This window comes from Stenotrophomonas sp. YJH_SMC_106-19, assembly GCF_059368375.1.
In genome coordinates this window covers 1,626,517-1,648,532 of the sequence record NZ_JCAFRQ010000001.1, presented here as the reverse complement: position 1 = coordinate 1,648,532, position 22,016 = coordinate 1,626,517, and the positions used below count along the sequence as shown (strand labels likewise).

Annotated in this window: 19 protein-coding genes; 12 read left to right on the top strand and 7 right to left on the bottom strand. The window is 67.8% G+C overall.

Features of this window, described 5'->3' with window-relative positions:
* The first annotated feature begins 45 nt into the window (after window positions 1-45).
* Window positions 46-1,818, top strand: a complete 1,773-nt coding sequence (locus AC5P5M_RS07390; RefSeq protein ID WP_283219079.1) for a DUF885 domain-containing protein — start codon at window positions 46-48, stop codon at window positions 1,816-1,818.
* A gap of 130 nt (window positions 1,819-1,948) precedes the next feature.
* Here AC5P5M_RS07390 and AC5P5M_RS07385 read toward each other — a convergent pair whose 3' ends face one another.
* The 5 genes from AC5P5M_RS07385 to AC5P5M_RS07365 all read right to left on the bottom strand — a co-directional run bounded on the left by AC5P5M_RS07385 (window position 1,949) and on the right by AC5P5M_RS07365 (window position 8,350).
* Entirely contained in the window at window positions 1,949-2,203 is a 255-nt protein-coding gene (locus AC5P5M_RS07385) for a BPSL0761 family protein (RefSeq protein WP_128987622.1), read from the bottom strand.
* 61 nt (window positions 2,204-2,264) lie between these two features.
* Window positions 2,265-5,492, bottom strand: coding sequence for an efflux RND transporter permease subunit (locus tag AC5P5M_RS07380; RefSeq protein WP_283219080.1), 3,228 nt, complete (start codon window positions 5,490-5,492; stop codon window positions 2,265-2,267).
* 10 nt (window positions 5,493-5,502) lie between these two features.
* Window positions 5,503-6,708 (bottom strand): efflux RND transporter periplasmic adaptor subunit, encoded by a 1,206-nt coding sequence (locus AC5P5M_RS07375; protein WP_111187182.1) that lies wholly within the window; start codon window positions 6,706-6,708, stop codon window positions 5,503-5,505.
* Window positions 6,705-7,958 carry a TolC family protein gene (locus AC5P5M_RS07370; RefSeq protein WP_053517721.1) on the bottom strand — a complete coding sequence of 418 codons (1,254 nt, stop codon included), beginning with the start codon at window positions 7,956-7,958 and terminating at the stop codon, window positions 6,705-6,707. The genes AC5P5M_RS07375 and AC5P5M_RS07370 overlap by 4 nt, the downstream gene beginning before the upstream one ends.
* A 56-nt stretch (window positions 7,959-8,014) precedes the next feature.
* Window positions 8,015-8,350 (bottom strand): hypothetical protein, encoded by a 336-nt coding sequence (locus tag AC5P5M_RS07365; RefSeq protein WP_053517722.1) that lies wholly within the window; start codon window positions 8,348-8,350, stop codon window positions 8,015-8,017.
* A 141-nt stretch (window positions 8,351-8,491) separates the two neighbouring features.
* On the opposite strand from AC5P5M_RS07365, the gene AC5P5M_RS07360 reads away from it, so the two are divergent.
* The gene (locus AC5P5M_RS07360; RefSeq protein WP_262100256.1) at window positions 8,492-9,178 is read left to right on the top strand and encodes a hypothetical protein; all 687 of its coding nucleotides are present in this window, start codon (window positions 8,492-8,494) and stop codon (window positions 9,176-9,178) included.
* 34 nt (window positions 9,179-9,212) lie between these two features.
* Here AC5P5M_RS07360 and AC5P5M_RS07355 read toward each other — a convergent pair whose 3' ends face one another.
* Complete coding sequence (locus tag AC5P5M_RS07355) at window positions 9,213-9,602, bottom strand: RidA family protein (protein WP_053517723.1); 390 nt, start codon at window positions 9,600-9,602, stop codon at window positions 9,213-9,215.
* A 107-nt stretch (window positions 9,603-9,709) separates the two neighbouring features.
* Here AC5P5M_RS07355 and AC5P5M_RS07350 point away from each other — a divergent pair, with 107 nt between their 5' ends.
* From AC5P5M_RS07350 to AC5P5M_RS07310, 9 genes are all read left to right on the top strand, one after another.
* Window positions 9,710-10,603 carry a LysR family transcriptional regulator gene (locus tag AC5P5M_RS07350; protein WP_053517725.1) on the top strand — a complete coding sequence of 298 codons (894 nt, stop codon included), beginning with the start codon at window positions 9,710-9,712 and terminating at the stop codon, window positions 10,601-10,603.
* Between the two features lie 242 nt (window positions 10,604-10,845).
* Window positions 10,846-11,082 (top strand): 50S ribosomal protein L28, encoded by a 237-nt coding sequence (rpmB, locus tag AC5P5M_RS07345; RefSeq protein ID WP_005411638.1) that lies wholly within the window; start codon window positions 10,846-10,848, stop codon window positions 11,080-11,082.
* Window positions 11,083-11,092: 10 nt separating this feature from the next.
* Window positions 11,093-11,260 (top strand): 50S ribosomal protein L33, encoded by a 168-nt coding sequence (gene rpmG, locus AC5P5M_RS07340; protein ID WP_169411268.1) that lies wholly within the window; start codon window positions 11,093-11,095, stop codon window positions 11,258-11,260.
* Between the two features lie 477 nt (window positions 11,261-11,737).
* Entirely contained in the window at window positions 11,738-11,995 is a 258-nt protein-coding gene (locus AC5P5M_RS07335; RefSeq protein ID WP_495205702.1) for a hypothetical protein, read from the top strand.
* Window positions 11,996-12,113: 118 nt separating this feature from the next.
* Complete coding sequence (gene cls, locus AC5P5M_RS07330; RefSeq protein WP_461288371.1) at window positions 12,114-13,532, top strand: cardiolipin synthase; 1,419 nt, start codon at window positions 12,114-12,116, stop codon at window positions 13,530-13,532.
* A 69-nt stretch (window positions 13,533-13,601) separates the two neighbouring features.
* Window positions 13,602-15,023, top strand: a complete 1,422-nt coding sequence (locus AC5P5M_RS07325; protein WP_283219135.1) for an FAD/NAD(P)-binding protein — start codon at window positions 13,602-13,604, stop codon at window positions 15,021-15,023.
* A gap of 9 nt (window positions 15,024-15,032) precedes the next feature.
* A complete protein-coding gene (uvrD, locus tag AC5P5M_RS07320) occupies window positions 15,033-17,225 on the top strand; it encodes a DNA helicase II (RefSeq protein WP_074900176.1) in 2,193 nt (730 codons plus the stop codon).
* A 117-nt stretch (window positions 17,226-17,342) separates the two neighbouring features.
* Window positions 17,343-17,897, top strand: a complete 555-nt coding sequence (locus tag AC5P5M_RS07315) for a hypothetical protein (protein ID WP_049433087.1) — start codon at window positions 17,343-17,345, stop codon at window positions 17,895-17,897.
* A gap of 162 nt (window positions 17,898-18,059) precedes the next feature.
* A complete protein-coding gene (locus AC5P5M_RS07310; RefSeq protein WP_049433086.1) occupies window positions 18,060-18,506 on the top strand; it encodes a universal stress protein in 447 nt (148 codons plus the stop codon).
* A gap of 121 nt (window positions 18,507-18,627) precedes the next feature.
* On the opposite strand, the gene AC5P5M_RS07305 is transcribed toward AC5P5M_RS07310, so the two are convergent.
* A complete protein-coding gene (locus AC5P5M_RS07305) occupies window positions 18,628-18,912 on the bottom strand; it encodes a DUF2782 domain-containing protein (protein WP_053519930.1) in 285 nt (94 codons plus the stop codon).
* A gap of 99 nt (window positions 18,913-19,011) precedes the next feature.
* Here AC5P5M_RS07305 and polA point away from each other — a divergent pair, with 99 nt between their 5' ends.
* Complete coding sequence (polA, locus tag AC5P5M_RS07300) at window positions 19,012-21,786, top strand: DNA polymerase I (RefSeq protein WP_253119103.1); 2,775 nt, start codon at window positions 19,012-19,014, stop codon at window positions 21,784-21,786.
* Window positions 21,787-22,016: the final 230 nt, after the last annotated feature.

Here is a 22,016-nt window from a genome sequence, read left to right as displayed (position 1 = left end):
CGGCGGTGCCATGATCGGCGTCTGCCTTCCCGGGAACCTGTGCTCGTGAAAACCCGTCTTGCCGTTGCCCTGCTCATCGCCCTGTCCGCTCCGGCTGCCGTCGTGGCGGCTCCGCCCGCGCTCGCGGCGTCCGCCCCTGCGACCACCGAATCGGCGGCCGATGCCGCCTTCCGCGCGCTGTACGAAAAGGAATGGAAGTGGCGCCAGGCCGGGGGCGGTGAAGCCAGCGAGGATGGCGACGCGCCGGCCAACGCCACGCGGCTGCCCGATGTGGGCGCGGCCGCGCAGCAGGCGCGCCTGAAGGTCTGGGACCAGACCCTGGCCGAGCTGAAGAAGATCGACCCGAAGACACTCAGCGCCGACAACCAGGTGAACTACGCGATCTACCGCGACCAGGTGTTCAACCTCGCCGAGGAGGTGCGTCTGCGGGCCTACGAGATGCCGTTCAACTCCGATTCCTCGTTCTGGTCCAATCTCTCGTTCATGGCCCGGCGCGAGATGAAGACCGCGCAGGACTTCCGCAACTACATCGCACGCCTGGACGACGTGCCGCGCTATTTCGGCCAGCAGACCGAGAACATGCGCGCCGGACTCAAGCGGGGTTTCAGCGTGCCCCGCGCGGTGCTTGACGGGCGCGAGGTCTCCATTGCCACCGTCGCCGAGCTGAAGGACCCCACCGAGTCGCCGCTGTACGCGCCGTTCAAGAAGCTGCCGGCCAGCATTCCGGCGGCCGAGCAGGCGCAGCTGCAGGCGCAGGCCCGTGCGGTGATCAGCGGCAAGGTGGTGCCGGCCTTCCAGCAGCTGCGTACCTTCTTCGTCAATGAGTACGTCCCGCAGGCGCGTACCACCCTGGCGGCCGAAGCGATGCCGGAGGGCAAGGCGTTCTACAGGCAGCAGATCCACGAATACACCACGCTGGACCTGTCGCCGGATGAGATCCATCGCATCGGCCTGGGCGAAGTCGCGCGCATCCAGAAGGAGATGAACGACATCATCCAGCAGGTCGGCTTCAAGGGCAGTTTCGGCGAATTCCTGACCTTCCTGCGCACCGATCCGCAGTTCTACGCCAAGACCCCGAACGAGCTGCTGTATCGGGCGGCGTGGATCTCCAAGCGCATCGATGGTGTCATCGGCAAGTACATGACACTGCCGCGCGCGCGCTTCACCATCGTGCCGGTGCCGCCGGACATCGCGCCATTCTGGACCGCAGGCCGCGGTGGCATGGGCACCTATTGGCTCAACACCTACAACCTGCCGGCGCGGCCGCTGTACAACCTGCCAGCGCTGACCCTGCACGAGTCCGATCCCGGTCATGCCCTGCAGGGCGCGCTCGCCGCCGAACAGGGCGAACAGCCCGAGTTCCGCCGCAACGCCTACATCTCCGCCTACGGCGAAGGCTGGGGCCTGTACAGCGAGAAGCTGGGCGTGGAGATGGGCATCTATGAAACCCCCTACGAGGATTTCGGTCGCCTCACCTACGAGATGTGGCGCGCGGCACGCCTGGTGATCGATACCGGGGTGCACAGCAAGGGCTGGACCCGGGAACAGGCCATCGCCTACCTGCGTGACCATACCGCGCTGAGCGAGCACGAAGTGACCACCGAAGTGGATCGCTACATCTCCTGGCCGGGCCAGGCGTTGAGCTACAAGCTCGGCGAGATCGCCATCGTGCGCCTGCGCGCGCAGGCCGAGAAGGAGCTGGGCGACAAGTTCGACGTCAAGGGTTTCCATGACGCCGTGCTCAAGCAGGGGTCGGTGCCGCTGCCGGTACTGGAACAGCAGATCCAGGCCTATATCGCGCAGCGCAAGCAGGCCTGATCCGAAATGCCGCCGGGCATGGCCCGGCGCTACCGGAATGCGCGGTGGTAGCGCCGGGCCACGCCCGGCGAGCGCGAAGCGCGGCAGACGGGGCCGGGTTTCCTCCAGGAACCCCGGCCCCGCCGCGTCTTCATCGATGCGCACCGCGCGTGTAGCGATCCACCCATTCGCGCTCGAAGGCGTCGGCGATCAACGGCACCTTGAAGATCGCCGTATTGTTCTCCAGCTGCGCCATCATCCGGATCTCGCTGACCGTAGGGTAATGACGCAGCAGGCGATGCGCTTCGGCCCGGATATCCATCGGCAGCCCGGCGTTGTCGGCCAGTTCGATCAGGAAGGCGCCGGCCTGGACCAGGTGGCGGGTGCGGTCCTGCGGTGTGGTCATGCAACGTCTCCTTGCAGGTGATCGACCCGGCAGGTACATCCCTGGCCGGGCCAGAAGGGCCTCAGTGCGACGTGCCGGCCACGTTGGCCGGCCGAGGCCTGGCCACGCGCGCAGCGAAGGTCGGCAGCACCAGCAGGGTCAGCGCGGTCGCCGTGATCAGGCCACCGATCACCACCGTCGCCAGCGGTTTCTGCACCTCCGCACCGGAGCCACTGGCGATCGCCATCGGAATGAAGCCGACAATCGCCACCAGTGCCGTGGTCAGCACCGCGCGGATCCGGCTGGCGGCACCGTTGATTGCCGCCTGCAGGGGCAGGTCACCGGCATCGAGCCGCTCGCGGACGGCCTGCATCAACACCAGGCCGTTCAGCGTGGCCACGCCGGACACGGCGATGAAGCCGACCGCAGCCGATACCGAGAAGGGCATGCCACGCAGCAGCAGGGCGAGAATGCCGCCGACCAGCGCCAGCGGCACGCAGCTGAACACCAGCACGGCTTCCTTGCCACTGCGCAGGGCCATGAACAGCAGGCTGCCGATCAGCAGGAAAACGACCGGCACCACCGTTGCCAGGCGCTTTTCCGCGCGCTGCAGGTTCTCGAACTGGCCACCCCAGGTGAGATAGGCGCCCGGCGGCAGCGCCACGTCGGCCACCGCTGCCTGCGCTTCGCCGACGAAGCCGCCCAGGTCGCGGCCGCGCACATTGGCCTGCACCACCACCCGGCGGCTGCCATTGTTGCGGCTGATCTGGTTCGGTCCCTCGCTGACCGTGATGCGGGCCACCGAGGACAGCGGAATGACCAGTCCGGCCGGTGTGGCAATCGGCAGCGATGACAGCTGGTCCGGATCGTTGCGTGCGGCATCGTCCAGCCGCACCACCACGTCGAAGCGTCGGTCGCCCTCGAAGATCTTGCCGGCCGCCGTGCCACCGATGCCGGTGGCCAGTGCATCGCTTACGTCCGCAGCGGTCAGCCCGTACTGCGCGGCGGCGACAGGGTCGATCTTCACGTTCAGGGTCGGCAGGCCGGAAATCTGCTCCACCCGCACGTCAGCCGCACCGTCCACCGCACGCAGCTTCAACGCGACCTGGTCGGCCACCTTCTGCAGCTGGCTGAAGTCATCGCCGAAGATCATCACCGCCAGGTCGGTGCGCACGCCGGAGATCAGCTCGTTGAAGCGCAGCTCGATCGGCTGGCTGAACTCGAAGCTGTTGCCCAGCTGCTGCCCGGCCAGCGCCTCGAAGCGCGCCACCAGCGCCTCCTTGTCCAGCGTCGGATCGGGCCACTCCTTGCGCGGCTTCAGCACGATCACGCTGTCGGAGATGTTGGTCGGCATCGGGTCGATCGCGGCTTCAGCGGTACCGGTGCGCGAAAACACGGTTTCCACTTCCGGTTGCCCGGCAATCGCCTTTTCCAGCGCCAGCTGCATCGCCAGCGACTGCTCCAGCGAGGTCGACGGTACGCGCAGCGCCTGCATCGCCACATTGCCCTCATCCAGCGTCGGCATGAATTCGCGGCCCAGCAGCGAGAACGAACCGATGCCCACCACCACCATCATCACCGCGCCGGCCAGCACCGAGCGCGGGTGGTCCACCGCCTTGCGGATCACCGGTTCGATGCGTGCGCGCAGCACGCGGATCAGGCGTGTTTCGTGTTCGCCGTCATCGGCGTGCGCCCCGCTTTCCTTCAGCTTCGGCTCGCGCACCAGCAGCGCAGCCATGGCCGGCACGAAGGTGAAGGAGAACAGGAAGGCACCCACCAGAGCCAGCATGAACGTGGCGGCCATCGGATGAAACGTTTTTCCTTCCACGCCTTCCAGGGTCAGGATCGGCGCAAACACCAGCAGGATGATCAACTGGCCGAACGCCGCTGGACGCGCCATCTTCCGCGCCGACTCCGCCGCCACGCGCAGACGTTCCATCGCGGTCAGCGCACGGCCCAGTTCGGCGCGGCGCTGGCCCAGCATCAGCAGCGTCGACTCGATCACGATCACTGCACCGTCCACCAGGATGCCGAAATCCAGCGCACCCAGGCTCATCAGATTGCCGCTGATGCCGAAGCGGTTCATGCCGATCACGGCGAACAGGAACGACAGCGGAATCACCAGCGCGGTGATGGTTGCCGCGCGCAGGTTGCCCAGCAGCAGGAACAGCACCACCACCACCAGCAGCGCACCTTCGGTGAGGTTCTTTGCCACGGTTCTGATGGTGGAGTTCACCAGCACGCTGCGGTCCAGCACCGGCACGGCCACGATGTCGGCCGGCAACGACCTGTTGACCTGCTCCAGGCGCGCCGCTGCCGCCTGCGCGACGGTGCGGCTGTTGCCACCGGCGATCATCAAGGCGGTACCGAGCACGGCCTCGTGACCATTGCGGCTGGCCGCGCCCAGGCGCGGTGCACGGCTGAGATCGACATCGGCCACGTCGGCCACGCGCACCACCACGCCGTTGCGGGTCGCAACGGGGGCCTGCGCCAGATCATCAGTGGTCAGTGCCAGGCCGTCCGCACGTACCACCAGGCCTTCGCCGGCACGCTGCACGAAACCGGCACCCGCCTGCACGTTGGCGCGCTGCAGTGCCGTGACCAGGTCGGCCAGGCCCAGGCCATGCGCAGCCAGCCTGGCAGTGTCCGGGTGCACGCCGTACTCCTTCACGTACCCACCGACCGTATCGACGCCGGCCAATCCCGGGCTGGAGCGCATCTGCGGCGCGATGATCCAGTCCTGCACCGTACGCAGGTAGGTGGCGCGTTCTTCCGGCGTGCGCAGCAGGCTGCCCTCCGGTGTCCGGTAGACCTCGCCGGCCTGCCAGCCCGCTTCCCCCGGTCTGGCCAGCCGGGCGGGATCGAACGGGGTGAAGTCCACCGTCCACATCAGCACCTCGCCCAGGCCGGTGGTGACCGGCGACAGCAGCGGCGACGCGCCATCGGGCAGATCTTCCGCTGCTTCACGCATGCGCTCGGCCACCTGCTGGCGGGCGAAGTAGATGTCGGTCGCGTCGGTGAAGATCGCGGTGACCTGGGAGAAGCCGTTGCGCGACAGCGAACGGGTGGTGGTCAGGCCGGGAATGCCGGCCAGCGCGGTTTCCAGCGGGTAGGTCACCTGCCGCTCGATCTGTTCCGGTGTCAGCGCAGGTGCCACCGTGTTGATCTGTACCTGGCGGTTGGTGATGTCCGGCACGGCGTCGATCGGCAGCTTGCCCAGCTGGAACAGGCCCCAGGCCGCGATCAGCGCCGCCAGGAACACCACCAGCCAGCGGAAGCGCACCGCTGATTCAATGATGAGCTTGAACATGGTCGCCTCCTCAGTGGCCGTGCTCGGCTTCGCCCTTGGCCAGTTCGGCCTTGAGCAGGAAGGCATTGGTGCCGACGATGCGCTCGTTGCCGCTCAGTCCACCGAGGATCTCGATGCGATCACCGGCACGACGGCCGGCCAGCACCGGCTGTGCCTTGAAACCGCCTTCCACGGCGACGAACACGGCGCTGCTGCCGTCGACGTTCTGCACGGCATCGGCTGGCACGCTCAGTGCACCGTCCCGGCCTTCGGTGACCACCCTGGCCGACACCGGCGAACCGGCCGGCGGCAAAGCCGCCTCCACCGGCGTCGCGCGGATGACCGCCACGCCGCCCTGCTGGCGCACGTCGGCCGCAGAGCCGGTGACCGTGGCGGTGAAGCTGCCGCCCGGCACCGTGACGTCCAGCGTCATGCCCGGGGTGACCTGCGCGGCCAGCGCAGGCGGTGCGGTGAACACCAGTTCGTTCATCGCCGGATCGGCGACATCGGCCACCGCGCTGCCTGCGGCGACCACGCCGCCTGGAGTGACCTGGACGTTGCCGACGATGCCGGTCACCGGGCTGGTGATGCGCACGCGGCCACTGGCATCGGGCGCACCGTTGGCCGCGGCCTGCGCCTGTGCGGCAGTCGCCTGCGCCTGTGCGGCCAGCGAACGGGCGCGCGATGCTTCCAGCTCCTGGCGGGCGACCACGCCCTGTTCGACCAGCGCCTTGTCGCGGCCGTAGGCCAGGCGTGCCGCCTCGGCTTCGGCCGATGCGGCCAGAGCGTTGGCGCGGAACACGGCGGCTTCGCCGCTGACCACGATCGCCAGGGCCTGGTTCTGCTTCACCGCTGTGCCTGGTGCCACCAGCACACGTTCGACGCGACCGCTCACGGTGGACGCCACCGAGGCACGTGCGCCCACCGATGGTTCGACACGGCCCGACAGGCGGGTGGAGCCGCCACCACCGCGTCCGACGGCCACCACTTCGATACCGGACGCCTTGATCTGTTCCGGCGTCAGCTGCACCACGCCTTCGTCGGCGTCGGCCGGTGCCTTGGTAGCCTCGGCCTTGGCGTCCGGGCTGTCGGCTGCGTGGCCGTGGCCGTCATCGCTGCCGGCTTTGGCTGCAGTGGCATCGGCTGTTTCCGGTGTCTGTGCGTTGCCGGCGCAGCCGGCGAGGAGAACGGCCAGCACGACGCCGCCAAGCAGGGGAAAGGAACGGGACAGTGTCATGGGGCCTCCATAAAGGGTGCGCGCCCCTCGAGGCGGGCAAGATCGATTTCCGCGGCGACGCGCGACAGGCGTGCATCCACCGCGGTGCCGCGGGCGGCAATGAGCGCGCTGCGCGTGCTGCGCAGTTCCAGCTGCGAGATGCGTCCGGCATCGAAGCCGACGCGGGCCAGCCGATAGGCTTCCTCGGCCGCCACCACGCTTTCATCGGCGGCGCGGGTGCGGCTGCTGGCGGCCTTCAGCCCGGCAATGGCCGACAGCCGTCCGGCCTCGCTGTCGCGGCGTTGCTGGTCCAGGCGGGCTTCGGCCGCGCGCTGGTCGGCACTGGCGGCACGGATGCCGCCCCGGTTGCGGTCGAACAACGGCACGGTCAGGCTGACGCCGAGCGTGTAAGCGCGTTCGCCGCCTTCGCGGAAGCGGGTCTGTCCGGCGGTCAGGCTCAGGTCGGGCAGCGCCCGCTTGCGCTCGACGTCCACCAGCCGGCCGGCCGCATCGGCTTCGGCTTCGGCGATACGCACCGCGAGTGCGGCATCGGTGGCGCCGCGTGGCAGCGGAGGTGCGCGGTCGAGCAGGCTGCTGTCGATCGACTGCACCGGCGAATCCAGCAGCGCGGCGCCGGCCAGGCGCGCCAGCGCGGCGTCGCGGAAGGCCTGCGCCTCGTCCAGCGCGGCGCTGGCATTGGCCACCTCGCTCTGCGCCTGCACCGCACGCAGTTGCGGTTCACGCCCTTGCCTGACCATGGCATTGACGGCCTTGGCATCGTCGCGGGTCAGGGCCAGCGCCTCTTCGGCCAGGGTGTAGCGGCGCAATGCGCTCTCTGCCTGTGCGTAGGCCGCGGCCAGCTGGCCGGCAACATCACTGCGGCTTTGCGCGCCACGCAGATTGGCGGCCTGGGCCTCGGCACGGGCGGCACGTACGCGCGCGCCGCGCTGGCCCCAGACCTCCAGCGGCTGGGACAGGCTGAGCACACTGTCGGCCTTGCCCATGCCGCCGTAGGAGCCGGTGCCCCACGCGTTCTCGGCCGACCAGGAAAGGGAAGGATTGGGCAGCGCACGGGCCTGGTCGGCGCGGGCGTCGGCAGCCTCGGCCAGCGCCGAGCCCACACGGGCGCCGGGCAGCTGGTCCAGTCGTTCAAGCAGGGTGTCGTAGGAAGGAGCAGCTTGCGCCATCACCGATGCCGCCGGGGCCAGGCCCAGCAACACGGCGACGACCAGCCCGGCCGCACGCGGCGACCGTGGTGTCAGGATCGACATAGGGGGATTCCGGTTGTGAGTGAAACGGGAGCCCGCAGCAGCGGGACGCGCTCAGCTCACGCCCGGGGGGGACGCGTCAGTTCATCCTGGGCGACGGCGTAGGCCGTCGCATCGCCGGCCGTCATCCAGCGCGCCGGCAGCGGCGCATCGAAGGCGGCGAAGGTGTTCGCCGGCAGGCTGGAGGTGGAATGGTGGCAGTGGTTATGCGTGCAGGCACCGGTGTGCTTGCTGTCACTGTCGCCTGCGGTGTCATCGGCCGCCGACTCCACATGTGCCACGCTGGCATGCGGTTCCACCGCGCACGCCAGCGCGTCGGCCACCGGCACGACCACGAATGCCGCCATCAGCAGCATCAGCAGGTACGAGCGTAGGTGGCGGGCGATCCGGCGCATGGAGGGGAGGCTAGCAAGCGGTTTTCGCCGGATACAATATCAATGGCCACTTCGGGAATTCGTCGGAATCTCCCGTTCAGCTGGGGGGATTGCGCTGTTCCACCCCCGCCCCGCATCGAGTCCCGTCACCGAGGCAGGAAGATGAACGCACGCATTGCCACCGCAGGCCTGGTGCTGCTTCTGGCCAGCCCGGCCGCCCGCGCAGCCGACGACGTCTATGTGGAATTCCTGTGGTCGCCGACGCCGGCCGATGCACTGGCGCGCTCGCAGACACAGCTGTTCATTGCCGATGGACAGCATGACCATCGTATCTGCGTGGCCGCCGATCTCGACGACACCGACGTGGGTGGGCTGCAGATCGAGATCCGCGATGCCAAGGGTGGACGGGTCTCGCGCACGGCCCATGAGGATTACCGTGGCCGCAAGAAATGCTACGAGGCCGATCTGGGCACCGCCGGTGCCGTGGGGATGTGGACCGTCGACGCCGTGCTGGGCGATGGGCGCCGTGGCAGTGCGCAGATCCGCGTGGACCACCGGCTCGAAACGTCGCCCCTGTACCTGCGGCACGACCAGCCGTACGTGGCTGGGAGGCCGAACTACGACGCGTCCATTCCGCCGGCCGAGTGGGTGGGCACGCTGGTCTGGGCGATGGATGTGGATGCGGAGGGCAATGTGACCCACGTTGAGGTGGAGCATGCCGAGGGCGTGGGTGAGCGCCTGCGCGAGCGTGCGCTTGCGGCAGGCTGGTTGAGCCGGTTCGGCCCCGACCCGGCCCGCCAGGCGAAGCCGTTGCGCTGGCGCCGCACGCTGCAGTTCGCATCCGAGTAGCCCTGGCAGCCGGTGCGGGCCGGCGGCGTTCCGCTCACGGCAGTTTCGCGATCACCTTGATCTCGAACTGGAAGCCGTACAGCCAGGTCACGCCGATACCGGTCAGGGTGGGGTGCGGCGCCTCGCCCCAGTACTCGGGCACGATCGCCCAGGCCTTCTCGAAGTTCTTCTCCGGATCGACCAGGAACACGGTCACGTCGATCACGTCATCGAACGTGCAGCCTGCGGCGGCCAGCACCGCATTGAGATTGTCGAAGGCGCGACGGACCTGCGCCTCGAAGTCCGGTTCGGGCGAGCCATCCTCGCGGCTGCCGACCTGCCCGGAGACGAACAGGAAGCCATTGGACCGGATCGCCGGAGAGTAGCGGTTGCGGTCATACAGGGCCTGGCGGCCAACGGGGAAAACGACATCGCGGTGTGACATGGGAAGGGCCTGATGGGAAGAACCGCCATCCTGCTCGCGATTGTTGTCTGGATATACCGCGATGATCGGACTAGATTGATCGCACAACCCAAACAATCGGATCGCCGATGGACCGCTTCGAGGCCATGCGCGCCTTTGCCCGTGTGGTGGAGACCGGCAGCTTCACCCGTGCCGCGACGACCCTGCAGATCAGTCGCACCACGGTGACCCAGCTGGTGCAGCAGCTAGAAGCGCACCTGCGTCTGCGCCTGCTCAACCGCACCACGCGGCGGGTCAGCGTCACCGCCGATGGTGCGGCCTACTACCCCCGCATTGCCCGCCTGCTGGCCGAGCTGGAAGAGGTCGAGGGTGGCCTGGGCGATGCCGCCGTGCAGCCGCGCGGCCGCCTGCGCATCGACGTGCCCGGGCCCTATGCGCGGCTGCGGCTGGTGCCGGCACTGCCGGACTTCCAGGCGCGCTACCCCGAGATCCAGCTGGACATCGGCGTCAGCGACCGCGAGGTCGACGTCATCGCCGACAACGTCGACTGCGTGATCCGTGGCGGCACCCCGGCCGACCCGGCCCTGGTGGCACGGCCGCTGGGCGAGCTGCCGATCGGCTTCCACGCCAGCCCGGACTACGTGCAGCGCTTTGGTCTGCCGGAGCATCCGCGCGCGCTGGAGGGACCGCAGCACCACATGGTTGGGCTGCTCAGCCCACGCAGCGGGCGGGCGCGGGTCTTCGCCGCGCGGCGCGGCGATGAGACCGTCCAGGTGCAGGGCCGCCATACGGTCGGCTTCGATGACGGCAATGCCTATCTCGCCGCCGGCCTGGCCGGGCTGGGCGTGGTCGCCCTGCCCAGCTACATGGCCGAGCCGCACGTGGCACGCGGTGAACTGCTGCCGCTGCTGCAGGCCTGGCAGCTGCCGTCGATGCCGATGCACATCATGTTTGCGCCGAACCGGCACATGAGCCAGCGCCTGCGGGTATTCATCGACTGGGTGGTGGAAGCGCTGGGGTGATGGACCCGCAGGGCCGAGCCCACGCCCGGCCGCTCCTGTGGGTAACTTGCGCAAGGCCTTGATTGCATGCATAATGCGCGGCTCGCTGTGTCCGGTTTCGTGCCGGGCGGCGCCCCCGGGAGCACGTCCCCGGCCGCCCAACGCCAGCGTAACCCTTTGATTCTCTTGACGTGTGGTGGGCAACCACCGAGGCCGCCGTCTCCCGGGCTACGGGCTGACAACAACTACTATCGAGGTGCGCAATGTCCCGCGTATGCCAGGTTTCCGGCAAGCGAGTGCAGACGGGTAACAACGTCTCGCACGCCAACAACAAGACCCGTCGTCGTTTCCTGCCGAATCTGCACGAGCGCCGTTTCTGGGTGGCCAGCGAGAACCGCTGGGTCAAGCTTCGTGTTTCCGCGCATGCACTGCGCACCATCGACAAGAACGGCATCGATTCCGTTCTGGCTGAGCTGCGTGCGCGCGGCGAAAAGGTCTGAGGAGTAAAGCATCATGGCAGGCAAGCGCGATAAGGTCCGTATGATTTCCTCGGCCGGTACCGGCCACTTCTACACCACGGACAAGAACAAGAAGAACACCCCGGGGAAGATGGAATTCCTGAAGTACGATCCGGTCGTGCGCAAGCACGTCCTGTACAAGGAAGGCAAGATCAAGTAATCCGCACGGATTGCTGGTCCCCGCGAAGAAACCCGCCCTTGTGGCGGGTTTTTTCTTGCCTGTCGTCTGGTCTGGTGGGTGTCGGCCCTTGGCCGGCACGGCCGTACTCCCTGCGCAGGCTGTCGCCTATGGCGCAGTGCGCGGAATCATGGGCCGAATGCGATAAGTGATTCTTCCTACCGGTTCCGGCAGTTCGCGCGATCCAAATCAATTGGAATCACTGGCTTCGCTGTGTCCATGATGGCAAGCCGCTGCATCTGCAGCGGTCGGGCTTGCAATCCCGAGGAATCGAGTAACGGTAAATTCGCCAGCCGCTGCCCCTGCTTTTGCAGCGGCTGGCGACCCGCTCTGCCTTCTGGCGGGCGGTGCGTGGGGGCCGTGTGCCCGCCGGTTTGTTCCCGTTGCTTGTTCCCCGGTATTGCAACCACGCATCGTCCGCCACCTTCACCGGTGGCCAGATCCGTTGAAGGAGGCTGCATGAACACCCCATCACACCGGCAGGACCTGGAACTGGGCTGGCTGCGCCTGCAGCGCATGCTGGAAGGCATCGAAGGCATCGAAGGCATGGCGCTGCTGCTGTGCGACCACCATCTGGCGCTGAGCAAGGGTACCTCCTCGCCGCTGCCGGATGCACAGCTGGAGCGGGCGGCGCAGGCCATTGCCTGCATGGCGCTCAACGGCCGCCGCCACGCCGAATCGGTTCGCCAGCTGAGCGAGGTGCCGGTGCGGCATTGAAGCCCGCCCTCCCTTGTAGAGCCGAGCCCGTGCCCGGCTGCGCTGAGGCAGTCGAGCAAGCTCGACTCTACACACCCTGCTGGGCAGAATGGCCCATCACCTGCCGACGGACGACGCGATGCTGGTTGAGTGGTTGCTGGGATCGTATCTGCTGCTGATCGACTGGCTGATCCGGCTGGTCGCGCTGTGCTGGATTCCGACCCGCACCACGCCGGGCGCGGCCCGCAGCTGGCTGCTGCTGGTCGGTTTCGTGCCGCTGCTGGGCCTGCCGCTGTATCTGCTGTTCGGCCACCCGTGGCTGTCGCGCGAGCGCATCCGCCGCCAGGCCGAGGCCTCGCAGGTCATCCGCGAAGAGCAGGCGCTGCAGCGCCGCCTGCGCTGGAAGCCGGAACCGGATACGGCCAGTGCGGAAATCGTGCCGCTGGTGCAGCGCCAGGGCGATTTCATGCCGGTGCACGGCAACGCCGTCGATCTGCTCACCGATTACGACGAATCGCTGCACACGCTCATCGCCGACATCGACCAGGCCGAAGACCGCGTGCACCTGCTGTACTACCTGATGTTCGACGATTCGGTGGGCGAGGCCATCGTCGAGGCGCTGCAGCGTGCCGCCGCCCGCGGCGTGCAGTGCAGGGTGCTGCTGGACGCGGTGGGCGCCAAGCGCGGCCTGCGCGCCTACCGCAAGCGCCTGCAGGCGCGCGATATCGAAGTGCGGGCGATGCTGCCCGGCGGGCTGCGCTGGCGCCGCAGCGGCCGCATGGACCTGCGCAACCATCGCAAGATTGCGGTGATCGACAACGAAGTGGGCTACATCGGTTCGCAGAACCTGGCACGGCCGGAGTTCGTGCCAGGCCATCCCAACCGCGAGCTGGTGGCGCGTGTGCGCGGCCCGGCGGTGGCACACCTGGAAGCCGTGTTCGCCAGCGACTGGTACATCGAGACCGGCCAGCGCCTGGACGTCCTTGCCGACGTACCCGAGTGCAGCGACGATGTTGCCACCCAGCTGCTGCCCAGCGGGCCGGCCTATCCGTACAGCAACGCGCGTGATGCCGTCGCCGCACTGATCCATCTGGCCCGCCGGCGGCTGGTGATGGTCACCCCGTACTTCGTGCCGGACGAAGCGACCCTGAGCGCGCTGCGCATCGCCGCGCTTTCCGGGGTGCAGGTGCAGCTGATCCTGTCGGCCAGCAACAACCAGCGGCTGACCGCCTGGGCGCAGGAGGCCTACTACGACGAGCTGCTGCGCTGTGGCGTGCGCATTGCCCTGTACGAGCCGCAGTTCCTGCACGCCAAGCACATGAGCGTGGATGAAGACATCGCGGTGCTCGGCTCGATCAACATGGATATCCGCTCGTTCGCGCTGAATGCCGAGATCGGTCTGGTCTGCTACGACCGCGTGCTGGTGACGCAGCTGTGTGCCATTGAAGACGATTACCTGCGCCAGTCGCGCCAGCTCGATCTGCAGCAGTGGCGCAAGCGTCCTGCCTGGCGCCGCAGCCGCGAAGGCATCGCACGCCTGGCCGACGCGTTGATGTGAACCGGTGCGCCGGAGCTCGAGCGGTCTCGATCATTGCGCACGCGGCGGCACTCCGGCCCGTCATGGCCGATGGCCTACAATCGGCACATGACTGATTCACCGTGTAATGGCGAACTGGACCTGGCGATCATCGGTGGTGGTGCGGCCGGGGTGCTGGTGGCGATCCAGGTGCTGCGCCAGGCCCGGTCGCCACTGGCGCTGGCCATCTTCGAACCCGCCTCGCAGCTGGCCCAGGGCATCGCCTATGCCACGCCGTGGCCGGAGCACCTGCTGAATGTGCCGGCGGCGAAAATGAGTGCGTTCGCCGAGCAGCCCGGTGACTTCCTCGATTACCTGATGGCCGTCAACGCCTACCCGGGCGAGACGCGCGAGGTACTGGGCGAGCGTTATGTCGGCCGCCATCATTTCGCCGCGTACCTGCAGCAGCGTCTGCAGGAGGCGGTTGCGGCCAGCCCGGCGCAGCTGCAGGTGATCGCGCAGCCGGTGCGGGGCCTCACCCCGGATGACTCCGGTTATCGCCTGCAGCTGGGCGATGGCCACACATGGCATGCCGCGCAGGGGGTGCTCGCCACCGGCAACAGCATGCGTCCGCTGCCGGTGGCCGGTGCCGATGGACTGCCTGCCGACACCGTGGTCGAAGCCTGGGACTACGACGGCGTGCGCGCGTTGGCAGGCGCGCACGCGCTGGCCATCGTCGGTTCCGGTCTGAGCATGGCTGATACGGTGCTGGCGCTGGTCGCGGCCGGTCACACCGGCCCGCTGCATGTGATTTCCCGTCACGGCCTGCTGCCGCTGCCGCACGCGCACGCGGGCCTGCCGGATTTCGACCCCGCCCCCCTGCTGCCGATGACGCTGCGCCAGCGCCTGCGCACGCTGCGCCGGCAGGTGCGCCGGGCCGAGGCGGATGGCCTGCCCTGGCAGGGCGTGATGGACCGCCTCCGTCCGCATGGACAGGCGCTGTGGTGCAGCCTCGACGAGGCCGACCAGCGGCGGTTCCTGCGCCATGTGGTGCGCTACTGGGATGTACATCGCCATCGCATCGCCGAAGAGGTCGATGCACAGTTGCGCGCATTGCAGGCCAGCGGTCAGCTGCGCGTGCATCGCGCACGCCTGGATCGGGTCTGGCGTGAGGGCGATGCGCTGCAGCTGTCGGGCCACGATGCGGCCGGACACCCGCAGCAGTGGACGATCGGGGGTGTGATCAACGCCACCGGTGTGGAGACCCGCGCCACCGCGTTGCGCAATCCGTTGCTGCAGCAGCTTCAGGCCGATGGCCTGGCCCGTCCCGGGCCGCATGGGCTGGGCCTGGACAGCACGGTGCCCGGCGACCGCGTGCGCAGCGCCGGCGGCCAGCCGCAGGCGCGGCTGGGCGTACTTGGCAGCCTGCGCATCGGCAGCCTGTGGGAAAGCCTGGCGGTGCCTGAACTGCGCCAGCAGGCGCAGGCACTGGCCACCCAGGTGGTCGCAGGAGCCGCGACGGCGATGCCGTAAAATGGGGGCATGGATGTCTCCCACCTGCTTGATGGCCTGAACCCGGCCCAGCGCGAAGCCGTCTCCGCTCCCCCCGGCCACCACCTGGTGCTGGCCGGTGCCGGTTCCGGCAAGACCCGCGTACTTACCCACCGCATCGCCTGGCTGCATGAAGTCGAAGGCGTGCCGACCCATGGCATCTTCGCGGTGACCTTCACCAACAAGGCCGCCGGCGAGATGCGCCACCGCATCGACGCACAGCTGCCGCATGGCAGCCGTGGCATGTGGATCGGTACCTTCCACGGCCTGGCCAACCGCCTGCTGCGCCTGCACTGGCAGGACGCGAAGCTGCCCGAAGGTTTCCAGGTGATGGATTCGGACGACCAGCTGCGGCTGGTCAAGCGCGTGGTGCAGGCACTGGAGATCGACGACAGCAAGCATCCGCCCAAGCAGATCGCGTGGTGGATCAACGAACAGAAGGATGAAGGCCGCCGCCCGCAGCACATCCAGCCCGAGCCGCACGATGCGTGGCTGGAAACCATGCGCCAGGCCTACATCGAGTACCAGGCGCGCTGCGACCGTGCCGGCCTGGTCGACTTCGCCGAACTGCTGCTGCGCGCGCATGAGCTGCTGCGTGACAATCCCGGCCTGCTGGCGCACTACCGCGCCCGCTTCCGCGAGATCCTGGTGGACGAGTTCCAGGACACCAATGCCATCCAGTACGCCTTCGTGCGCGTGCTGGCGGGGGAGTCCGGCCATGTGTTCGTGGTCGGCGACGACGACCAGGCCATCTACGGCTGGCGCGGTGCCAAGGTGGAGAACGTGCAGGGCTTCCTGCGTGATTTCCCGGGCGCGCAGACCATCCGCCTGGAACAGAACTACCGCTCCACGGCCAACATCCTCGGTGCTGCCAACGCGGTGATCGCGCACAACCCCGATCGCATCGGCAAGCAGCTGTGGACCGACAGCGGTGACGGCGAGCCGATCGACCTGTACGCGGCGTACAACGAGATGGACGAGGCCCGCTACATCGTCGAACGTGCCCGCCAGTGGGTGCGCGATGGTGGCAGCTACACCGAAGTGGCCGTGCTCTACCGCAGCAATGCGCAGTCGCGTGCGCTGGAAGAAGCCCTGCTGAGCGAGCAGGTGCCGTACCGCGTGTACGGCGGCATGCGCTTCTTCGAACGCGCCGAGATCAAGGACGCGCTGGCCTACCTGCGCCTGCTCTCCAACCGCAACGACGATGCCGCCTTCGAGCGCGCGGTGAACACGCCGACCCGCGGCATCGGTGAACGCACTCTCGACGAAGTGCGGCGCGAAGCACGAGCGCAGGGCATTTCGCTGTGGGAAGCCACCATGCTGGTCACCCAGGGCAATGCGCTGGCCGCGCGTGCGCGCAACGCACTGGCGGGATTCCTGGTGCTGGTCAACGAACTGCAGGCGCAGACCCGGGACATGACCCTGGCCGAGCGCGTGGACCACGTGCTCTCGCGCTCGCAGCTGCGTGAGCACTGGAGCAAGGAAAGCCGCAATTCGCTCGACTCCGAATCGCGCACCGACAACCTCGACGAACTGGTCTCGGTCGCCTCGCGCTTCGTGCGGCGTGCCGATGACATCGAGGAAGTGGGCGAGGACATGGACGAGCTGGTGGCGTTCCTGGCCTACGCTGCGCTGGAGGCCGGCGAGGGCCAGGCGCAGGCCGGCGAGGATGGCGTGCAGCTGATGACCCTGCATTCGGCGAAGGGCCTGGAATTCCCCCTGGTGTTCCTGGCCGGCATGGAGGATGGCCTGTTCCCGAGCGCGCGTTCGCTGGAAGAAAGCGGCCGGCTGGAGGAAGAGCGGCGCCTGGCGTATGTGGGCATCACCCGGGCGCGGCAGAAGCTGGTGCTGTGCTACGCCGAATCACGCCGCATCCATGGCCAGGACAACTACAGCCTGCCTTCGCGCTTCCTGCGTGAGATTCCACGCGGGCTGCTGCATGAAGTGCGGCCGAAGGTGCAGGTCTCGCGTCCCGCGTCGCTGGGCAGCAGCCGGGTGATGGGGCATGCCGCCATCGAGCTGCCGCCGATCAAGCTCGGCGCGCTGGTCAGCCATCCCAAGTTCGGCGAAGGCATGGTGACCGATTACGAAGGCAACGGCGCCCACGCCCGCGTGCAGGTCGAGTTCGCCGACGCCGGCAGCAAGTGGCTGGTGATGGCCTACGCCAACCTGACGGTGATCTGATTCCCGTCGAGGGGTCGGAGCCCTCCCGCAGGGAGGGCTCCGACCCCATCACGGGAACACCCGGCCGAGCATGGGCTCGGCTCTACAATAGGCGGCATCTCTTCCAGGAATGCCCCCATGACCGAGCCCACGCTGCATGTCACCGTGACCTTGAACGCCAGGCTGCAGCCTGAGCATCGCCACGAGCTGTTTGAGGATCCGCTCGACGCGCTGCTGCAGGCCGCCGAAGTGGGCGAAATCACCGGCGGCGGGACCGCCCTCTCCGATGACGGCGAGGTCGAGTACGGCGACATCGAGGTGGCGCTTCATGACGCGGCAGGTGTGCCGAAGTTGATCGATCTGCTGGAGCAGCTGGGCGCGCCGAAGGGGTCGAAGGTGCAGGGCGCCGGGGACGGCGACCGCGGTTTCGGCGTCACCGAAGGGCTGGGCATCTATCTGGATGGCCAGAACCTGCCGGACGAGGTCTACGAACAATGCGATTCCAACCATGTGTTCGAACAGCTGTCCGAACGCATCGATGGCCTGGGTGAGATCTGCAGCTGGTGGCAGGGCCCGACCGAGACCGCGCTGTACATGTACGGCCAGTCGTTCGAGGCGATGCGTGATGCGATCGCCGGGTTCGTGGCCAGCTACCCGCTGTGCCAGAACGCACGCGTGGTGCAGATCGCCTGAGAGGGCCACCTGTAGAGCCGAGCCCACGCTCGGCTCATCCATCCGGAGCCGAGCATGGGCTCGGCTCTACAGGCGCCGGATTGATCCTGCTCAAAGCGCCACGTGCACATCGGGTGTGCAATGGTGGCGTTCCCATCCGGCGGATTGCCACGGAGCCCTACCATGTACACGCGCATCCTGATCGCCACCGACGGGTCCGAGCTGGCCGACAAGGGCCTGGCCAAGGGCCTGGAGCTGGCGAAGGACCTCAACGCCGAGGTCGACATCGTCACCGTTTCCGAGCCGTGGGCTGTCGGCATGTACGACGCCATGGGCTGGAGCGTGGGCTACATGAACAGCCCCGAGTACAAGGCCGATCGCGAGGAAGGCGCGCAGAAGGTACTGCAGCCTGCGCTGGCCAAAGCCGCTGAGCAGGGCATCCAGGCCAACCCGGTGCATGTGCTGGACCGCTACGCGGCCGACGGCATCATCGAGACCGCTGCCGAGCGCAACAGCGACCTGATCGTGATGACCTCGCATGGCCGTCGTGGCGTGACCCGCGTACTGCTGGGCAGCCAGACCGCCGAGGTGCTGGCACGCAGCACGCTTCCGGTGCTGGTCATCCGCTGAGGCACGTGTTCCCGGGGAGGGGACACCGACGCCGGCCGCAGGATGCGCGCCGGCGTCATCTTTTATGCAGCCGGGCTCGCTGGGGTCGGATCCTGCGGAAAGGGATCCGCCCCCTGTCACATCACCAGCTGTAGAGCTTCCAGTACACCGGCGAGACGCCGTCCTTGTCGGTGTCCATGCGGCCATCGCCGTTCTTGTCGTACATGTAGAACGGGGCACCCCGCGACGGCGTCACCTTGACCATGCGCAGCTGCCCGGCCACGCGGTACTCCTCGATGGTGTCGCCGTTGCTCATGGTGCGGCTGGAGACCTCGGCGCCCTTGACGTCGACCGGGGGCGCCCCGGCGCCACCCATGCTGGCGCAGCCGGCAAGCAGGAGCAGGGAGGCCAGCATCAGAGTCTTCATGGGCGGTGGTCCTTTGCCTGGAAAGAGATTCGATTATGCCCCATCGTCGGGCATGCGCCGTGTCGCCGCTGTGCAGGGACAGGCGCGTAGAATCGCTGCATGAGCAGATTAGTCCTGATCGACGGGTCCAGTTACCTGTACCGCGCGTTCCACGCGCTGCCGCCCCTGTCCAATGCACAGGGCGAGCCCACCGGCGCGCTGTTCGGCGTGGTCAACATGCTGCGCTCGACGCTGAAGGAGCGGCCGGCCTACGTCGCGTTCGTCGTCGATGCGCCCGGCAAGACCTTCCGTGATGACCTGTACGACCAGTACAAGGCCAACCGTCCCCCGATGCCCGACGAGCTGCGCAGCCAGGTCGAGCCGATGTGCCGCATCGTCGAAGCGCTGGGCATCAGCATCCTGCGCGTTCCGGGCGTGGAAGCCGACGATGTGATCGGCACGCTGGCCCTGCAGGGCCAGGCGCAGGACCTGAAGGTGACGATCTCCACCGGCGACAAGGACTTCGCCCAGCTGGTGCGGCCGGGCATCGAACTGGTCAACACCATGACCGGCAGCCGCATGGATTCGGACGCGGCGGTGATGGAGAAGTTCGGTGTGCGCGCCGACCAGATCGTCGACCTGCTGGCGCTGATGGGCGACAGCGTCGACAACGTGCCGGGCGTGGAGAAGTGCGGGCCGAAGACCGCCGCCAAGTGGCTGGCGGAGTACCAGCACCTGGAGGGCGTGATGGCCGCCGCGCCGTCCATGAAGGGCAAGATCGGCGAGAACCTGCGTGCGGCGCTGGAGCGCCTGCCGCTGAACCGCGAACTGGTGACGATCCGCACCGACGTCGCGCTGGAGGCCACCCCGACCACGCTGGCGCTGCGCGAACAGGACGTGCCGGCGCTGACCGAGCTGTACACGCGCTACGGGTTCACCCAGGCCCTGAAGGAACTGGGGGCGCCGCTGCCGGCACCGGCCGTGGCCAGCGAGGCGGCACCGAGCCTGCGTGGCACGGCGGCCGGCTTCGCCCGTGGCAGTGCGGAGGCACCGGCCGAGGGCACGCTGGATCCGGCACTGGCCGCGCCAGGTGAATACGAGACCGTGCTTACCAGCGAACAGCTGCAGGCCTGGGTGGAGCGGCTGCAGCAGGCCGACCTGATCAGCTTCGATACCGAGACCGACGCGCTGGATGCGATGCGCGCGCGCCTGGTCGGTGTCAGCCTGGCGGTCGAGCCGGGCAGGGCGGCCTACATCCCGGTGGGCCATGACTACCCCGGCGCACCGGCGCAGCTGCCGCTGCAGCAGGTGCTGGACGCGTTGCGCCCGGTACTGCAGGACCCGGCAAGGAAGAAGCTGGGCCAGCACGGCAAGTACGACCTGCATGTGCTGCGGCGCCACGGTGTCGAGGTGCAGGGTTACCACGACGACACCATGCTTGAGAGCTTCGTGCTCAATTCCACCGCCACCCGCCACGACATGGATTCGCTGGCCCTGCGTTACCTGGGCTACACCACCATCAAGTTCGAGGACGTGGCCGGCAAGGGCGCCAAGCAGATTCCGTTCTCGCAGGTGGGCATCGACGAGGCCAGCCGCTATGCGGCCGAGGACGCCGACATCACCCTGCGCCTGCACCGCGCGCTGCAACCGCAGCTGCTGGCCGAACCGGCCCTGGACAGCGTGTACCGCGACATCGAGATGCCCCTGGTGCCGGTACTGGCCAGCATCGAGGCCAACGGTGTGCGCATCGATGCCGACGAGCTGCGCCGGCAGAGCCAGGACCTGTCTTCGCGCATGCTGGCCGCGCAGCAGAAGGCCACCGAGCTGGCCGGGCGCAGTTTCAACCTGGATTCGCCGAAGCAGCTGCAGGCCGTGCTGTTCGACGAGCTGAAGCTGCCGGCGGTGGTGAAGACCCCGAAGGGCCAGCCCAGCACCAATGAAGAGGCGCTGGAGGCGATCGCCGACCAGCATGAGCTGCCGCGGGTGATCCTCGATTACCGTGGCCTGGCCAAGCTGCGCAGCACCTATACCGACAAGCTGCCGGAGATGGTCAACCCGGATACCGGCAGGGTGCACACCAGCTACCACCAGTCCGGCGCTGCCACCGGCCGCCTGTCCTCCTCCGACCCGAACCTGCAGAACATCCCGATCCGCACCGAAGATGGCCGCCGCATCCGCCGCGCCTTCGTCGCACCGGAAGGCTGCCAGTTGCTGGCCGCCGACTATTCACAGATCGAACTGCGGATCATGGCCCACCTGTCCGAAGACCCGGGCCTGGTGCGCGCCTTCGAGCAGGGCGCCGACGTGCACCGCGCCACCGCCGCAGAAGTGTTCGGCCGCACCCTGGACGAGGTGACGCCGAACGAGCGCCGCGCGGCCAAGGCGATCAATTTCGGCCTGATGTACGGCATGAGCGCCTTCGGCCTGGCCCGCAACCTGGGCATCGACCGTGGCCAGGCGCAGGATTATGTGGCGTTGTACTTCAGCCGTTACCCGGGCGTGCGTGACTTCATGGAGCGGATGCGCCAGCAGGCCCGTGACCAGGGCTATGTGGAGACGCTGTTCGGCCGCCGCCTGTATCTGAACGATATCCATGCACGCAACCAGGGCCTGCGTGCCGGTGCTGAACGCGCGGCGATCAACGCGCCGATGCAGGGCACCGCTGCCGACATCATCAAGCGCGCGATGGTGGATGTTGACCGCTGGCTGCGCGACAGCGGGGCCCCGGCGCGGATGATCCTGCAGGTGCACGATGAACTGGTGTTCGAAACCGAGACTGCGTTTGTCGAGGAGCTGCGGGAAAATGTGGTGCAGCGCATGTCGCAATCGGCACAGTTGCGCGTTCCTCTGGTGGTCGACACCGGCGTAGGTAACAACTGGGACGAGGCACACTGAGTCGCTTTCGGGCCTGAAACGACGTGAATTTGTTCATCTGGCCACAGTTTCTGACTCGGCCATGAATACTCGCCCCATTGCGGTTCATTAAATTGGCTCCCTTCACGAACCGTTAGTGTTCGGAGTGGTTCTATAGCTCTCGACAGGCGCAATGCCTGTTGTGGATCTCTCCCATCCCCTGGAGCAGATCTCGGAACGGGGACTCCTCCCCAAGTGCCCGTTCCCCGGCC

Coding starts and splice junctions, on each gene's coding strand:
- AC5P5M_RS07385 (WP_128987622.1), bottom strand. CDS start 2,203: ATGACCACACCGCAGGACCGCACCCGCCACCTGGTCCAGGCCGGCGCC.
- AC5P5M_RS07380 (WP_283219080.1), bottom strand. CDS start 5,492: ATGTTCAAGCTCATCATTGAATCAGCGGTGCGCTTCCGCTGGCTGGTG.
- AC5P5M_RS07375 (WP_111187182.1), bottom strand. CDS start 6,708: ATGACACTGTCCCGTTCCTTTCCCCTGCTTGGCGGCGTCGTGCTGGCC.
- AC5P5M_RS07370 (WP_053517721.1), bottom strand. CDS start 7,958: ATGTCGATCCTGACACCACGGTCGCCGCGTGCGGCCGGGCTGGTCGTC.
- AC5P5M_RS07365 (WP_053517722.1), bottom strand. CDS start 8,350: ATGCGCCGGATCGCCCGCCACCTACGCTCGTACCTGCTGATGCTGCTG.
- AC5P5M_RS07360 (WP_262100256.1), top strand. CDS start 8,492: ATGAACGCACGCATTGCCACCGCAGGCCTGGTGCTGCTTCTGGCCAGC.
- AC5P5M_RS07355 (WP_053517723.1), bottom strand. CDS start 9,602: ATGTCACACCGCGATGTCGTTTTCCCCGTTGGCCGCCAGGCCCTGTAT.
- AC5P5M_RS07350 (WP_053517725.1), top strand. CDS start 9,710: ATGGACCGCTTCGAGGCCATGCGCGCCTTTGCCCGTGTGGTGGAGACC.
- rpmB (WP_005411638.1), top strand. CDS start 10,846: ATGTCCCGCGTATGCCAGGTTTCCGGCAAGCGAGTGCAGACGGGTAAC.
- AC5P5M_RS07335 (WP_495205702.1), top strand. CDS start 11,738: ATGAACACCCCATCACACCGGCAGGACCTGGAACTGGGCTGGCTGCGC.
- cls (WP_461288371.1), top strand. CDS start 12,114: ATGCTGGTTGAGTGGTTGCTGGGATCGTATCTGCTGCTGATCGACTGG.
- AC5P5M_RS07325 (WP_283219135.1), top strand. CDS start 13,602: ATGGCCTACAATCGGCACATGACTGATTCACCGTGTAATGGCGAACTG.
- uvrD (WP_074900176.1), top strand. CDS start 15,033: ATGGATGTCTCCCACCTGCTTGATGGCCTGAACCCGGCCCAGCGCGAA.
- AC5P5M_RS07315 (WP_049433087.1), top strand. CDS start 17,343: ATGACCGAGCCCACGCTGCATGTCACCGTGACCTTGAACGCCAGGCTG.
- AC5P5M_RS07310 (WP_049433086.1), top strand. CDS start 18,060: ATGTACACGCGCATCCTGATCGCCACCGACGGGTCCGAGCTGGCCGAC.
- AC5P5M_RS07305 (WP_053519930.1), bottom strand. CDS start 18,912: ATGAAGACTCTGATGCTGGCCTCCCTGCTCCTGCTTGCCGGCTGCGCC.
- polA (WP_253119103.1), top strand. CDS start 19,012: ATGAGCAGATTAGTCCTGATCGACGGGTCCAGTTACCTGTACCGCGCG.